Origin of the sequence: Microcoleus sp. BROC3, from assembly GCF_036702515.1 — a bacterium.
Lineage (GTDB): Bacteria > Cyanobacteriota > Cyanobacteriia > Cyanobacteriales > Microcoleaceae > Microcoleus.
The window spans coordinates 110,984-126,606 of sequence record NZ_JAUBTQ010000014.1 but is presented as its reverse complement, the minus strand read 5'-3'; the positions used below and the strand labels follow the sequence as shown (position 1 = coordinate 126,606).

Sequence of the window (15,623 nt, the reverse complement as noted above, 5' to 3'; positions counted from 1 at the left end):
TACCATTGTATAAATCAACTCTCTTTTTGTAGTAAAATATCGGAAATCATCACTACTGATCGAAGATGGAATTTTAAAAGTATAGTGTGCCTAGCCTCACCCTTGATATAGGTCTTATTCACCGATCGATAATCTTATTCCGGATTTTTTTAAACTCAGAAAAATTCCTCAAAAGAAGGCAACACTTCTCGATCGCCCTAAATTTAGGTTCAAAGGTTTCATACTCCCGATAAGTAGCTCGCACTCAAGAACCCCGACATCTCAAAGAAGTCGGGGTTTGGGGTGTTCGGTTTTTTGAGCTGGGTCTACTGATTAGCGGTTAGGCACGAACCATTAAATATTGGCCGTTGCCGTTATATTCGCCGTCGCAACTCGCGAAATTAGCCACAAACCAAATCAGGTAAAACCGCCAGATGCGGCGAAATTTGGCATAGTCGATGCCGTAGTCTAAATCTTTGACTATTGCCTGAGAATCGTCAAAGTTTTTCAGCCAGTTAGCAAAGGTTGTGGAGTAATTGTATCCGTTGAGATACCATCTTTGAATGGTTTTGAGGTCTTTATTGTGGCTGGGAACTGCATCGTATTTCCAGTAACGGCCGTGGGGGAAAATGTATTTGTGGGTGAAAACGCTGGATATATTGTTGGGCGTGCGAACTGTGATGATATGAATGAAAACTTTGCCGTTATCCTTCAGGAAAGAGGCGAGCTTTTGGAAAGCCTTCGTTAAATTACCTACATGACAAAAAACTCCGATGGAGAGAATTTTATCAAATTTTGTCTCGAAGTTGGCGTCGTTCAAATCGCCTTCATATAGGGTAAATCGACCAGAACTAAGGTAGCTTTCAGGATCTTGCATCTTCTGACGCATATACTCGCATTGGTGGTGGCTGAGGTTAATGCCAGTAAACTCGACATTAGGGAATTTGGAAAGAATGTAATTGGGAACGCAACCCCAACCGCAACCAAAGTCTAAAATGCGATCGCCATCCTGAATCTCTAGCTTTTCAATCACATCATCAATCATCTGCATTTGCGATTGTTCAAGGTTGGCGGCTCCTTTTTCCCACAATCCCATGCTGTATTTAGGATAAATGAGTTTCCCCTCGCCTAGCATCGGATTCAGCATGGCTTGAGGCAAGTCGTACTGAATTTTCATTAAATCCCGCGGCCCTTCGGCTGTATGGTCTGTTTCTGTTAGTACCCATTCGTAGGGTGCAAGCAGGGAGGGAAAATGCTTAAAAAAGACGGGCATACAGGTATCAAAAAGCGATCGCAATACTGAATCTGGGACTTCTAATCCGTTGATGTAAGACTCTGCTACTGCCATTTGCACCGTGTTAACTGCACTGACTGCGAGGCGGGTTGCTCCATAGGCGATCGGACTTTTGGTATGGATATTTCCCACGAGGGGAATGTGGTTTTCGATGTTTTGTAGAGCTGTTGATGAAGTCATGGTTATACTGCTTTTAAAGATGCTGCTATTCTATCTCACGAAAATTAGCTGGTTGTTAGAGAGCAAAAAAGCTGAAACTCTTGCCAAGTAAGGTTTTCACAGCAAAATTCTGAAAACTCCGAAAAATATATCGCCGTTGAAGGGGATTTGATAACGGATTTATCGGGCTTTGGGCGATCGAAATTTTATTAAGAATTATGTCAGTCCATTTTAGATTTTAGATTTTAGATTTTAGATTAACTCCACAGCTTGAATTGGGGTATTTTCACGGTGAGATGAAAATTTTAGTGTTCAGTTATACCATTTTATATCTGAGAATTGAGAATGAATGATGAGCTAAGAGTTGGACTCTTGCCTAGAGTTACTTTCTTTTTTTAAACTGGTGTCAGTTGGGCGCTTGAGCTGAGGAAACGAGAAGCAAATGCCGATCGCGACTTATAGTTAAGGAATCAGGGGATGCAGAAAAAATGCTGAGAAACCGGGTTTGGATACAGGTTCGCTGCAATAACAGATGTCCGCGAGATTCCTCGCTAATTAGCTAGACGCGCCACATATGCCACAGATTCACTATCTGCCGGACGATCGCACGATCGAGATAGACGACGACGATATAATTCTCGAAGCTTCTCTGCGTGCCGACATTCCCCACACCCACATCTGCGGCGGTAGCGCCCGATGTTCGACTTGCCGGGTATTGATTGTCGAAGGTTTGGAATTTTGCTCTCCGCGCACTTCGCCGGAGGAGGAACTTGCCAAAAAATTGCGTTTAGAACCCGAAATTAGGCTGGCTTGTCAGACGCAGGTTGCGGGAGGCAAGGTGATTTTGCGCCGATTGGCGATCGATTCTGAAGACTTGGAATCATTTAACGACGAAATGGCGGGAAAGTCAATTTCTGCTCCTGTCGGGCAAGAGAAAAAAATTGCAATTTTGTTTGCGGATATTCGAGGATTTACACCTTTTGCAGAATCGCTGTTGCCCTACGATGTAATCTATGTTTTAAATCGCTATTTCCAAAAAATGGGTTATGCGATCAACCGCAATGGCGGCATGATTAATAATTATATGGGAGATGGTTTTATGGCGCTGTTTGGGTTGGAAAATCCCGACAAGGCGGCGGAACAAGCAGTGAGGGCTGGGGTGGAGATGCTGGAGGAACTAGAGAAACTCAATCCCTATTTTGAGACTTTATACCGTCACCGATTGCGGATTGGGATTGGCATTCACTGCGGCTGCGTGGTTGTGGGGAAGTTGGGCGCGTCGAAGAGTCAGACAGTTACGGCGATCGGGGATGCAGTGAATTTGGCCAGCCGGATCGAGGCTGCTAACAAGCAAGTGGGAACGAGTTTATTGATTTCCGAAGAGACTTATCAGGAAGTCAAGGAATTGGCGATCGTCAATCAGTGCGTATCCGTGCCAATTCCGGGAAAAAGTGGCGAATATCCGCTGTATGAAGTAGTCGGGATGCCGCCGCTGCCCGTGGAAATCGAAGAAGTTTCTGAGGTAAGGGAAGGTTCTCTTTGGCAAAGTTTTGTCAATAAATTGCTGGCTTTGTATGGTGCGGTGTACAATTGGATGAGGAAAGTTTGGAGTCAAATCATAAAACTATAGAGAAACTTTTTTGAGTTTGGTTATTTACTCGATAACATGAATATTCCCAATTCAATTGTCCGCATTTTTATCATGCTCCCCAACGGTCAGATTGGGGCACAACTACGAGATAATATTCCCGGTATTGCCAGTCAAGGAATGCTTTCTACTTTTGGTGGTGGCGTGGACATTGGAGAAAGTCCACAGCAGGCAGCCCTGCGAGAAATGGAGGAAGAAACTAGCCTCACAACCAATTATTACAAAATGGATTTTATCACAACTTTTACTCACCAAAAGACTCAAAATGATAAAAAAGTATTACAAAAAAACCACCTTTTTTTGGCGAGAGTTAGCGATTGTGATAAAATAGAAATCAAAGAAGGTGTGGGTTTGGTAGTTTTGAGAAAAGATGTAGATTTTGAAAAAGTCAACGCGGGGGAAGGTACTCAAATGGCTTGGAAATTGTTGCAGGAATATTTAAAATAAAAACTCTCACATTACCTTTTCCCCGCGCTGAGACTGAAACTTTAATATAGAACTTCTTTACGATGTTGTTAAATACGAATTCAGATTACGAATTATTACTACAACGAGCGATCGCGATCGCAGCCAAAGCTCATGAGGGGCAGGTTGATAAGGCAGGCAATCCCTATCTCGATCATCCGCTATTTGTGATGGAAAATGTAAATTCTCTAGAGCAAAAAATCGTAGCGGTTCTACACGATGCGGTCGAAGATTCTGAACTGACACTTGAGCAACTTAAAAGCGAAGGTTTTCCTGAAGTTATCGTCTCGGCGATAGAGGCGATTACCAAAATAGAAGGAGAAGCTTATGCAGCTTATTTAGAACGTGTGATTGCCAACCCGATCGCATTGCCAGTCAAAATCGCGGATGTTACTCATAACCTAGATATTCGTCGTATTGCCCATCCGACAGAGGCAGATTTTCAACGCATTGCCAAATACAAAAAAGTCCTCAGTCAGTTGTGTGCAGCCTTAAAGTAATTATTAACCGCAAATATCCGCTTTCATCGTGGCACAGGCATCTTGCCTGTGCGATATGTGCGGTTAAAAAAATCCCCAAATCTAAGCCATCACCATCCCCCCATCCACATTAAAAACCTGCCCCGTAATATAAGCCGCCGCCGCATCTGCCGCCAAAAACTTCACCATCCCCGCAACTTCTTCAACTTCCCCGTATCTCCCCAGCGGAATATACTTCAAAATCTCATCAGACTTGACATCCTTAGTCATATCTGTAGTGATAAAACCCGGTGCAACTGCATTCACAGTAATCCCGCGACTGGCCAACTCCTTCGCCACAGTTTTAGTAAACCCAATTACCCCAGCCTTCGCCGCACTGTAATTAGCTTGTCCGGGATTGCCCATTTGCCCAGCAACCGAAGCAATATTAATAATTCGGCCGCTTCGCTGCTTCAGCATGATTTTACTCGCAGCTTTCGCACACAAAAACACGCCAGTTAAATTCAAATCAATTACTGCTTGCCAATCTTCCAACTTCATCCGCAATAGCAAAGTATCGCGAGTAATGCCGGCATTGTTCACCAAAATGTCAATCCGTCCCCATTTTTCCATGACATTACTGGTGAGTAAATCTACTTGGTCAGTTTTCGAGACATCTGCTGCAAGCGCCACAGCTTCTCCTCCAGCAGCGACTATTTCTGCTACCACCTCATCAGCAGCAGCACTCGAACTCGCATAGTTTACGGCGACTTTAGCGCCCTCTGCGGCTAATGTTAAAGCAACGGCGCGGCCGATTCCCCGCGACGCACCGGTCACGACAGCAACTTGACCCCGCAGTCTCTGAAAAGTCTCTGGCAATAATTCCATAATTTTATCCTCGCAATCTACCAGAGAATTTTGCACTAAAATCGAGCCAGAACCCAAAAAATTATTTTGTCTTATGGCAGTTCAAAAACAGTTCAGCAGTTTTGAGGAGTTACTATCGGGCTCTGACTTGCCGGTGTTGGTAGATTTTTACGCTACTTGGTGCGGGCCTTGTCAGATGATGGCACCGATTTTGGAGCAAGTCAGCGGTCAGATGAAAGACAAGCTGATGGTTGTCAAAATTGACACCGATAAGTACGAACAGTTGGCGTCGCAGCATCACATTTATGCTTTGCCGACTTTGGTGTTGTTCAAAAATGGCGCTGAGGTCGATCGAATTGAGGGAGTGATGCAAGCGGCGCAGTTGATCGATCGAGTGCAACCTTACTTGTAGCAGGAGCCAATTATCTCACACGTAGGGTGCGTCAGCTAATATCTGATTAATTATGAATAAGATAATCGTAGTTGACGCACCCTACCTATGAAGACTCCCAGCCACGCTATTATCAATCTGGCAATTCTCGGCAAACCGCAACTGCCGCAAGCTAATCTCATTATTGCGATCGGCGGAATTTTGCCGGATATTCCGATATTTTTATTTTACTTTTGGGCGAAATACATTGCTCGCTTGCCTGCAGCTACAATTTGGTCAGAAGCATATTATGAGCCTTTTGTGCAAAATTTTGTGGCTCTGTTTCATTCAATTCCCCTTGCGGTTATTGGTTTGCTAATTGCTTATTATTTCGGTTGGCAAAGTGTGCAAATTCTGTTTATCAGCATGATACTACACTCTCTGGGAGATTTGCCAGTCCACAATGACGACGCTCACCGACACTTTTTTCCGTTCAGCAATTACCGTTTTATCAGTCCGATTTCTTATTGGGATAGGAAGCACTACGGGTCAATTGTTTCTCTAGTTGAAATGTTGTTAGTGCTGCTGTCAACTTACCGCGTTTTTGGTTTTGTTAATTCTTATGCTGGAAAAACGTTGTTGATTTTGGTGAATGGTTTTTATTGGGCTGGCGCGGTTTATTTTCAGGTGCGAAATTTATTTAAATTCACTTCCCAAAGATGAAACATGAACTCAAAATTACCAATTAGCAATTAGGAATTAGCAATTACCATATTGTTAACTACGTCGAATATTAAAACAGCACCAATCTTGGCGCTTCCACAGAGTAGCCACAATCCAGCCGTGCTGTTCGAGAGTGTCAGCTATTGGCTTAGCTTGTTCGAGCAAAATGCCGCTGAGCACGCCCCAAGTAGTGGGTTTGCTAATTGCAGTAAACTGCGGGATTAAATCAATGATTACTTCTGCTAAAATGTTGCAGATCAAACCGTCGATCGGCTCATCTACCATTTCTTTCAAGCGATCGATACTGCCGAGCTCTGCAACTAACTGCTGAGAATTAACGCGGTTGAGTAGTCTGTTGCTAATGGTCGATCGCACTGCCAAAGGATCGGTATCCAAAGCATAAACTTTTGTAGCGCCCAACAACACCGCGCCGATCGACAAAATACCCGATCCGCAGCCGATATCCGCAACTACGCACTTGCTGTCATCAAAACCGAGACGCATTTCCAGCGACTCCAGACACAGTTGAGTGGTAGCGTGAGCGCCAGTACCGAAAGCCACACCGGGATCTAAACGCAAAATGATGCGATCGGTATCAGTCGGTAAGGGCAGCCAGGCCGGGTTAATTAAAAAGCGATCGCCCACTTCTTGAGGCTGCCAGTGCTGCTTCCAAGTGCTGCCCCAGTCTTCCTCTTCAATCAAATCCCACTGCATCGCAGGTAGGGGCAAACCTGCACACAGAGCATCTTGGCGCAGCCACAGAGACAGAGCGGCCAAATCCAGCAATCCTGCCTGTTCTTCGGGCAAATAAGCCGACATCAGGCAGGAAGTGCTTTTGATCTCAGTAGCAGTTCCCCGACAGCCAAACCGTTCCAGACGCCAAAAGATGATATCTTCCAGCGCCGGATCGCAAAGAATTCTAATTTCCCACCAGCTATGTGCCATAACGATTTTAGATTTTAGATTTTAGATTTTAGATTGGCCCAGGGGAACTGGAGACTGGGAACTGGGGAGTGAGGAATGAGGATTGGTTAATAGAAAAATTCCCGCTTTCTTGCCAATTACCAACGATCGATTACCCATTACCAATTATCAGTCCTGGCATCCAAAATCTAAACTCCTAAATCCGTCAAAGATTTACCGTGTAAGCATCCCGAATTCCCGGAACTTTGAGGATCTCCGCCAGTATCCCCTCTGGTAGAGGGTCATCGAGGCTCAAAACCATCACCGCATCGCCGCGCACGATTTTGCGGCCTACTTGCATACTGGCAATATTGACATTAAAACTGCCCAATTGGGAACCAATTTTGCCAATAATCCCCGGCATATCGCGGTGCAGGGTAAACAGCATATGGTGAGTGGGGGAAACGTTGACTGGGAAATCGTCAACGCTGGTAATCCGAATTTCGCTTTCGCCGAGCACTGCACCTGTCACGGTGTGTTCGCCGAGGGTTCCTTTGGCCGAGAGGTGCAGGGAGCCTGTGTAGTCGCGAATCGAGGCGTCTCTGGTTTCGACGACGCGAATTCCGCGTTCTTTGGCTTCAATGCTGGCGTTGACGTAGTTAACGCGCTCTCGCAGGGCTTGGGAGAGCAGGCCTTTGAGGGCGGCAACGACTACGGGCTGGCTTTGGTTGTTGGCCAATTCGCCTTGCAGTTGAACGTTGAGGTAATCGACTCTGCCTCCGGCTAGCTGGCTGACGAGGTTGCCGAGGGTTTCGGCGAGTTGCAGGTAGGGTTTGAGTTTTTCGATCGAGTCTGGGAAAATGCCGGGTATGTTGACAGCCGATCGCGCGGGCAATCCTAACAGTACATCGCGAATTTGTTCGGCAACATCGATCGCCACATTCACCTGAGCTTCCGCTGTGGATGCTCCCAAGTGGGGCGTCAGCACGATGTTCTGGCCGACATTCCGCAGCGGGGAATCGGCTTCCAGCGGTTCGTGTTCGTAAACGTCCAAAGCTGCGCCGGCGATCTTGCCTTCTTTGATGGCTTCTGCGAGGGCTGCTTCGTCGATGATGCCGCCTCTGGCGCAGTTTATGATGCGGGCAGTGGGCTTCATTTTCGACAGCACCTCAGCGTTAATTAAGTGCAGGGTTTCCGGCGTTTTGGGGATGTGCAGGGTGATGTAGTCGGATTCCCGCATCAGCAGTTCGAGTTCTACCAAGCGGCAGCCCAACTGGTCGGCTCTTTCGGTGGAAATGAAGGGGTCGTAAGCCAGCAGTTTCATGCCCATTGCTTTGGCTGCGGCCGCGAGGTGAGAGCCGATTTTGCCCAAACCGACGATGCCGAGGGTTTTTTTGTAAACTTCTACGCCGATAAAGCGGTTGCGTTCCCATTTACCACCTTTGACGGATGCGTTGGCTTCCGGGATGTGGCGGGACATGGAGAGCATCATGGCGATCGCGTGTTCGGCGGCGGCGATCGTGTTGCCTTCGGGGGAATTGACGACTACAATTCCTTTGCGGGTAGCGGCAGGTACATCGACATTATCTACGCCGACGCCGGCTCTGCCGATGATTTTGAGTGAATTCCCGGCTTCAATGATTTCTTTGGTAACTTGGGTGCCAGAACGGATCATCAAAGCGTCGTAATCTGGAATAATTCGTACCAGTTCTTCGGCTGAGAGTCCTGTGTTTACGTCAACTTGCGCGACTTGGGAGAGGATGTCAATTCCGGCTTGGTCGATCGGATCGGATACTAGAACTTTAGGCATAGCAAGCAATTGAGTGCAATAGTAAAAATAGACCGAGCGTTGGCGAGCTCAAAGTGAGACTTATGACTTAGAGCAGTATCTAACTGCTCAGCTCAAGCTTGCCTTTGTGCAGTTTGAATTGTATATGTATTCGGTCAAGGTCGGCCGTTTTTTGCGTGAAATATTTCAGCTTTGCGGGCGATCGGACTCTCTGACCGTCTGAAAATCCCGCAAGTGCTTAGCTAGTATGTCTTTTCGGTCTATAATAGACTTTGGCTATTCAAGCCTAACTATCAGGAATTGTTTTCTAATGAATTATCTTATCGCCGTACTGCCCGATCGAATTCAAGCCGAAGCTGCCTACTGTGCTCTGGAAAAAGAAGGCTTGCCCATGAAGCAAGTGAGCATTTTGGGCCGCGGCTATAAAACTGCTGATGAATTTGGCTTGATCGACCCGAACCAGCAAGCGAAGAAACAAGCTAAACTCATGGCTATTTGGCTGATTCCCTTTGGCTTTATTGCTGGCGTTACTTTCAGTCTGATGACTGAGTTGAAGACTTTTGCCTGGGCGGGCGAAATTGGCGATCACGCGATCGGTGGCTTACTCGGTGCGATCGCCGCTGCGATGGGCAGCGTTTTTGTAGGAGGCGCGGGGGGTATGGCTTTTGGTAGCGGCGATGCTTTGCCCTACCGCAACCGTTTGAATGCGGGTAAATTTTTGATTGCGGTTAAGGGTACTGATGATTTGACTGGGAAAGCTGCGAATATTTTGCAGCAGTTTGAACCCGAAAATATCCAAGGTTATACAGAGACTTAGTTATTTGTTTGTTAACAGTTGACTCTTGACAGTTGTTGACTGTTGACATTCAACTCGTGTAATATTTGGAGGCAGTTATGGAATCACAAACTATCCCCCTACATTCTCCCCTAGAATTAACGCTCGAATTAACAGACGAGCAGTTTTTTCAGTTGTGTATAGACAACCGGGATTTGAGATTTGAGCGCACTGCTAGTGGAGGATTGATTATTATGCCACCGACAGGTAGCGAGACAGGTAGACGGAATTCAGACCTAAACTATCAACTTCAATCTTGGAGCCGTCAAAATAAACATTTAGGAGAGGCTTTTGATTCTTCAACTGGATTTAAACTGCCCGACGGTACAGATATTTCTCCCGATGCTGCTTGGGTGCGCCGCGACAAGTGGGATGCTTTAACTCCCGAACAAAAAGAGAAATTTGCGCCGATTTGTCCAGATTTTGTGGTGGAATTGCGCTCGACCACTGATTCGCTAGAAAAATTGCGGGCTAAAATGAAAGTGTATGTGAAAAATGGAGCGAGGTTGGGATGGTTGCTCGATCGCAAAAATCGGAAAGTAGAGATATCCCGTCAAGGTAGAGAAGTAGAAATTTTAGATGAACCTGCAACTCTGTCAGGTGAAGATGTACTACCCGGTTTTGTGTTGGATTTAACAGATATTTTCTAAATAAGAAGACTCGGCGGTTGCAACCGCATCTATCAAGTTAAATAGGACTCGGCGGTTGAAACCGCGTCTACACAAGCAAAACCTGCCGACGCGGGTTAAAGATAGCGCGGTAAAATTACGTTATTCTCTTTAGTCCGCGGAGGCGGACATCGTTTGTATAGCAGCGGTTTCAACCGCCGTCTTATCTTTTCCCGCTAATTGATGATATGATAGGCTGCCAAAGGTTGCGTTTGGTATGACCTATGAAAATCCTCCACGGGACTTGGATTCCTCAAGCAGAAGAGAATTTTATTCAACCTGGAACGTTTTATATTTGGGTTGAAACCACTGAAAAGAAAAAACAGCCTGCTAAGGTTCATCCCCGACAATTGGAGACGGCACAGTTAAGAGAGTTTCTAACGAAAGAAGCCGGGATTCAACTGTCACCAGTCAGCAATACAAGTGCGATGGGGCGAGAATACGCGATCGTCCCTCGGTATTTTTTACTGCCCAGTGCCGACAACCAGCCGTTGCCATCTTTAGAACTAGCGCGATATTTAGAGACAGAGTTACCCGAAACATTTGAGTTGGAGTATTGGGAAGTTGATTGTGTGTCCATCGCCACCCACACTTTGACTAAAGTATTGAACGATCTGCATTTTTTTGCCCTCTACGATTTAGCAGAAGTTCAGTTTGGTTCAGACTTGCTATTTTGGTATCACTACACCCAAAGTTTTAAGCAAATTGTTCTGAAAGATCATTATATTCCGGCGTTGCGCTATCGAGAAACTGCTCCGATCGCGATCGCACCCATCGAAACATCCGAACCCGCTGAGAAAGCCACGCGCGGGCGTAAGAAAGCGGGCGAGACAAAAACCAAAACAACTGCAAAAACTCCAAAAACACCTGCCAAAATTGAACCCAGCTTTGAGATTTATCCGGGATGGGAAATTGTTTCAACACAGTACGAAACTGATTTACAACGCTATGTTGAATGGATGCCTTTAGTTTGTGTGTCCGGTTTTCGGAAGATCCAGCTACAAGATACACCAAAGTTCTACGATCGCGAACGGTTGCTGCGGCATTTTTCCGAGTGTGCGATCGCGGAAATTGTCACTCAAACCCCTATCCCAGCATCGTTTGAAAATAAGATTGCGGATTCTTTACTCCAAATCTGCCTCAACCAAACACGAAAAATCGCGCGAGTAAGCCTTGAACAATACCGGCAATGGCAAACCTGGCGCGATCGCATTACGCGCAATCAATCTGCTGACTCATTATCCCTCTGCTTTCAACTACAATCCCCCGAAAACCCCGAACAGCCTTGGGTTTTAGAGTTTCAGGTGGCTGGGAAAAAAGACCCATCTCTGCGGATGCCGTTGCAGGATTATTGGCGATCGCGATCGACTCAACAAAAACAGTTGCAAACACAATTCGGAGACAACTTTGAGCAACATTTGCTGACAAATCTCGGCTACGCTGCCCGCATTTATCCCCAACTTTGGCAAGGGCTAGAAACCGACAAACCCGTTAACATTTCCCTCAGCTTAGATGATGCCTTCACTTTTCTCAGCGAGTCCGCTTGGGTATTAGAAGATGCCGGATACAAAGTGATTGTCCCCGCTTGGTGGACGCCGAAGGGACGACAGCGGGCAAAGATTCGCCTGCAAGTCAAAGGAAAGGGCAGCAAGAGCGCTGCAATCAAGGGCAAAAGATTGTTTTCGGCGGATTCCTTGGTGGAATATCAGTATGAATTGGCGATCGGGGGTGAACGGGTTAGCGAACAAGAATGGCAGGCGTTAGTAAATAGCAAAACACCGCTGGTGCAGTTCCGAGGACAATGGATGGAACTGGACAAAGACAAGATGCAGGAGATGTTGGAGTTTTGGAAAAAACATCGCGAAGAGAATCCCGATGTCAGCTTGATTGACTTTATGAAGTTGACGGCAGAAGGAGAAGCTAGTGAAGAGTTAGAGGTGGAGCGCGATCGGGCTTTATCGGATATGTTGGAGAAGCTGCACGATAAGAGTCGGTTAGAGTTAATTGCAGATCCAGCAAAGTTTCAGGGCCAGTTACGGGATTACCAAAAGCGCGGCGTTTCTTGGTTGAGTTATTTGGAAAGTTTGGGATTAAATGGCTGTCTTGCCGATGATATGGGTTTGGGTAAATCGGCGCAGGTAATTGCTAGATTATTGCAAGAGCGGGAAGTTTTATATACTACAAAACAGACAGAAAAAAAGACAGAAAAAGCGATCGCGCCTTCGGTTCAACCTACGCTGCTAATTGCGCCCACATCCGTAGTTGGTAACTGGCAAAAGGAAATGGAAAAGTTTGCTCCAGAATTGCGATCGCTCATACACCACGGCCCTGGGCGCTTGCAAGATGCCAAGGAATTCAAAGCCGCCGTCCAAGGTTGCGATATGTTGATTACTTCGTTTACCTTGGTGCGAAAAGACGAGAAACTGTTGAGCAGCGTAGCGTGGCATCGCGTGGTAATTGATGAAGCGCAGAATATTAAAAATCCGAAAGCGGCGCAAACCAAGGCGATTTTAAAGTTACCCGCTACCCATCGACTGGCATTGACTGGAACACCCGTAGAAAATCGATTGCTGGATTTATGGTCAATTTTTAATTTCCTCAATCCGGGCTATCTGGGTAAAGAGGCGCAGTTTCGGAAGTTGTTTGAGATCCCGATTCAAAAAAATGGGAGTCGCACGCAATCGGCAGCGCTCAAAAAATTAGTGGAACCCTTTATACTCCGGCGCCTGAAAACCGATAAGTCGATTATTCAGGATCTCCCCGACAAAGTTGAGCAAAAACTCTACTGCAATCTCACCCGCGAGCAAGCTTCGCTTTATGAAGCGATTGTGAAAGAGGTAGAACAAGAAATTGACGCGGCGGAAGGGATGAAGCGCAAGGGGATGATTTTGGCGACACTGCTGAAGCTGAAGCAAATTTGTAACCATCCGCGCCAGTTTTTGCAAGATGAAAGTGAGTTTACACCAGAGCGATCGCACAAACTGGAACGGCTGATCGAGATGATTGAGGAAGTCAAAGCAGAAGGCGAAAGTTTATTGGTATTTACGCAGTTTACAGAACTGGGAAGCGCGTTGGAAAAATATATTAAACAAACGCTACATTACAACACTTACTACATCCACGGGGGAACCAGTCGCGAAAAACGGGAACGGATGATTTCAGAGTTTCAAGATCCAGAGTCTGAACCTTCGGTATTTATTCTGTCACTGAAGGCGGGCGGCGTGGGAATTACGCTGACAAAAGCCAATCACGTGTTCCATTTCGATCGCTGGTGGAATCCGGCGGTGGAAGATCAGGCAACGGATCGGGCGTTTCGGATCGGACAGCAAAAAAATGTGTTTGTGCATAAGTTTGTGGCGATTGGCACTTTGGAAGAAAAGATTGACCAAATGATTGAGGACAAAAAGAAATTGGCCGGGTCAATTATTGGTGCGGATGAATCGTGGTTGACTGAGTTGGATAATGAGGCATTTAAGAAATTAATTAGGCTCAATAAAAATGCGGTTCTAGATTAGGAGAAACCCAAAAATATGTCACAATTTACTCGGACTTGGTGGGGCAATAAATTTATCGATGCGTTAGAAAGATTTACAGATTCTGGGCGACTCGGACGGGGACGTTCTTATGCACGAAACGGCAAGGTGAAAAGCTTTGGCATGAATGATGGGTTAGTGATGGCACAGGTGAGAGGCTCGGTTAATCCTTATTTTGGGGTTTATAAGGAGCCTCTGTACACAACTCAAATTGAGTTTGAGCCAATTAGTCAGGAAAAGTGGCAAATGGCGATCGCCCAAATGGCATCAAAAGCCAGCTTCATCTCTCGGCTGCTGCTCAACGAAATGCCCGACAACATTGAAAATGCTTTCTCACCCCTCGGATTGCACCTTTTACCCAGCAGCCGCGAGGACTTTAAGACTACTTGCTCTTGCCCAGACTATAGCAATCCCTGCAAACATATTGCCGGAGTTTATTATTTGGTGGCGGCCGAATTGGACAAAGATCCATTTTTACTGTTTGAATTACGGGGGCTTTCTAAGGAAGTGCTGCACCGCGAATTGGCAAAAACGCCTTTGGGAATGGCGCTTTCTGCCGAGTTAACAGCGGATGCAGCGGCCCCTGTGGCGGTGGATTCCTATTACACGCAGGCGATCGCCAGTGAGGCGCAAATGGTCAGCCTGAAAGAGTTTTGGCATGGTGCGAAGCGATTGCCGCAGACGATTGAGGTGGCAGCGCAAAGTGGGGTAAGTGCGATCGTGGTGAAGAAACAGGGAGATTTTCCACAGTTTTGGCACAAGGATGGTTCGTTTATTGAGGCGATGGAAGAGCTGTATTTGCGGGTGAAGAAGAATAAGTAGTTGGGTGGACAATGCCGAAGCCATAAGTTTCTTGCATCCGTTTCAGCGCCATCTGATGGTAAGTTGGCTCAACATCTACCCCGATACTGTTGCGCCCCCAGTTGGCGGCGGCGACGCAGGTTGTTCCTGTCCCCATAAATGGGTCAAGTACCGTATCTCCTGCAAAAGAAAACATCCGCACCAGTCGTTCTGCCAGTTCCAAAGGATATGGGGCGGGGTGTTGCTTGGTGGAAGCGCCTTTGATATCCTGCCAAATCTGTTGAAACCACTGCCGGTGGAGAGTTTCCGGTATTACGGACAATACCCGTGCTGTGAGGGTGGGACTGCGGTACCCGCCCGGTTTGCGCTGCATCAGGATAAATTCGATGTCGTTTTTGATGACACCTCCGGGCTCATAAGGTTTGCCGAGAAAACTGGTGCCATTCCCCGCTGCTTCCAGGGAAGCATTGGCGATTTTGTACCAGATAATCGGTGCAAGGTTATCAAATCCCAGATGGCGACAGTGTTCCTGAATACTCGCGTGCAGGGGAAATACCATATGCCTGCCAAACCGCCTGCGGGCAACACAGACATCCCCGACCACAATCACCAGTCGTCCGCCGGGGACTAAAACCCGCCATACCTGCTGCCATACTCGATCGAGCTCCTGCAAAAACTTTTCGTAGTCTGCTATTTCGCCAAGCTGGTTGAGATTTTTGAGATATTCTTTTAAATTCCAGTACGGGGGCGATGTGACTACCAGATGTACGCTTTCATCGGGAATATGTGTCAAGTTTCGGCTATCGCCCTGTAGCAGGGAATGGAAAGATGGCAACCCCTGCACCTGATTCTGAATTTCCTGGATCAACGCCTTATTTTTGCTGATGGCAGGAATGGCGCGTTGCTCGTCTGCTGTTAGTAATGCCGTTGCTTCCTCGGGTACAAGGCTTTTATCCTGTAGCGCTTGTTTCAACGGTTCGGCTGCTTCCTGACACAGCAACCGCGTTGAAATATTAACCTTGCTTAAACTCGAAGACTTCATACATTTGGTACAATAATCGTGATCATCATATCAGCTTTACCAGCAACTAAAATCATAAGATCGTTATTTGATGATTTTAGACTATAATT

At 46.5% G+C, this 15,623-nt stretch carries 14 protein-coding genes; 9 read left to right on the top strand and 5 right to left on the bottom strand.

Annotated elements, in window-relative coordinates; genetic code table 11:
- Positions 1-319: 319 nt before the first annotated feature.
- The gene (locus QUB30_RS11665) at positions 320-1,453 is read right to left on the bottom strand and encodes a class I SAM-dependent methyltransferase (RefSeq protein WP_333333313.1); all 1,134 of its coding nucleotides are present in this window, start codon (positions 1,451-1,453) and stop codon (positions 320-322) included.
- Between the two features lie 553 nt (positions 1,454-2,006).
- Between QUB30_RS11665 and QUB30_RS11660 the strand changes: the two genes are divergently transcribed.
- The 3 genes from QUB30_RS11660 (at position 2,007) to QUB30_RS11650 (ending at position 4,045) form a co-directional block, all read left to right on the top strand.
- A complete protein-coding gene (locus tag QUB30_RS11660; RefSeq protein WP_333333310.1) occupies positions 2,007-3,062 on the top strand; it encodes an adenylate/guanylate cyclase domain-containing protein in 1,056 nt (351 codons plus the stop codon).
- A gap of 36 nt (positions 3,063-3,098) precedes the next feature.
- The gene (locus QUB30_RS11655) at positions 3,099-3,527 is read left to right on the top strand and encodes an NUDIX domain-containing protein (protein ID WP_333333308.1); all 429 of its coding nucleotides are present in this window, start codon (positions 3,099-3,101) and stop codon (positions 3,525-3,527) included.
- Positions 3,528-3,589: 62 nt separating this feature from the next.
- On the top strand, positions 3,590-4,045 hold the full coding sequence (locus tag QUB30_RS11650; RefSeq protein ID WP_333333306.1) for an HD domain-containing protein: 456 nt from the start codon (positions 3,590-3,592) through the stop codon (positions 4,043-4,045).
- Positions 4,046-4,126: 81 nt separating this feature from the next.
- Here QUB30_RS11650 and fabG read toward each other — a convergent pair whose 3' ends face one another.
- Positions 4,127-4,891, bottom strand: a complete 765-nt coding sequence (gene fabG / locus QUB30_RS11645; RefSeq protein WP_006634175.1) for a 3-oxoacyl-[acyl-carrier-protein] reductase — start codon at positions 4,889-4,891, stop codon at positions 4,127-4,129.
- Between the two features lie 73 nt (positions 4,892-4,964).
- Between fabG and trxA the strand changes: the two genes are divergently transcribed.
- Together trxA and QUB30_RS11635 are read left to right on the top strand one after the other, a co-directional pair.
- Positions 4,965-5,282 carry a thioredoxin gene (trxA, locus tag QUB30_RS11640; RefSeq protein WP_015178505.1) on the top strand — a complete coding sequence of 106 codons (318 nt, stop codon included), beginning with the start codon at positions 4,965-4,967 and terminating at the stop codon, positions 5,280-5,282.
- A gap of 87 nt (positions 5,283-5,369) precedes the next feature.
- Complete coding sequence (locus QUB30_RS11635; RefSeq protein ID WP_333333304.1) at positions 5,370-5,963, top strand: hypothetical protein; 594 nt, start codon at positions 5,370-5,372, stop codon at positions 5,961-5,963.
- Positions 5,964-6,017: 54 nt separating this feature from the next.
- Here QUB30_RS11635 and prmA read toward each other — a convergent pair whose 3' ends face one another.
- Positions 6,018-6,908 (bottom strand): 50S ribosomal protein L11 methyltransferase, encoded by an 891-nt coding sequence (prmA, locus tag QUB30_RS11630; protein WP_333333302.1) that lies wholly within the window; start codon positions 6,906-6,908, stop codon positions 6,018-6,020.
- Positions 6,909-7,092: 184 nt separating this feature from the next.
- Entirely contained in the window at positions 7,093-8,676 is a 1,584-nt protein-coding gene (gene serA / locus QUB30_RS11625) for a phosphoglycerate dehydrogenase (protein WP_333333300.1), read from the bottom strand.
- A 289-nt stretch (positions 8,677-8,965) separates the two neighbouring features.
- Between serA and QUB30_RS11620 the strand changes: the two genes are divergently transcribed.
- The 4 genes from QUB30_RS11620 to QUB30_RS11605 all read left to right on the top strand — a co-directional run bounded on the left by QUB30_RS11620 (position 8,966) and on the right by QUB30_RS11605 (position 14,513).
- A complete protein-coding gene (locus QUB30_RS11620) occupies positions 8,966-9,472 on the top strand; it encodes a hypothetical protein (RefSeq protein ID WP_333065611.1) in 507 nt (168 codons plus the stop codon).
- A 77-nt stretch (positions 9,473-9,549) separates the two neighbouring features.
- Complete coding sequence (locus QUB30_RS11615) at positions 9,550-10,140, top strand: Uma2 family endonuclease (RefSeq protein WP_333333298.1); 591 nt, start codon at positions 9,550-9,552, stop codon at positions 10,138-10,140.
- A gap of 242 nt (positions 10,141-10,382) precedes the next feature.
- Positions 10,383-13,673, top strand: a complete 3,291-nt coding sequence (locus QUB30_RS11610; protein WP_333333295.1) for a DEAD/DEAH box helicase — start codon at positions 10,383-10,385, stop codon at positions 13,671-13,673.
- Between the two features lie 15 nt (positions 13,674-13,688).
- Entirely contained in the window at positions 13,689-14,513 is an 825-nt protein-coding gene (locus QUB30_RS11605; protein ID WP_333333294.1) for an SWIM zinc finger family protein, read from the top strand.
- On the opposite strand, the gene QUB30_RS11600 is transcribed toward QUB30_RS11605, so the two are convergent.
- Complete coding sequence (locus tag QUB30_RS11600) at positions 14,464-15,534, bottom strand: site-specific DNA-methyltransferase (protein WP_333333292.1); 1,071 nt, start codon at positions 15,532-15,534, stop codon at positions 14,464-14,466. The two genes, QUB30_RS11605 and QUB30_RS11600, sit on opposite strands and share 50 nt — an antisense overlap.
- Between the last annotated feature and the right edge of the window lie 89 nt (positions 15,535-15,623).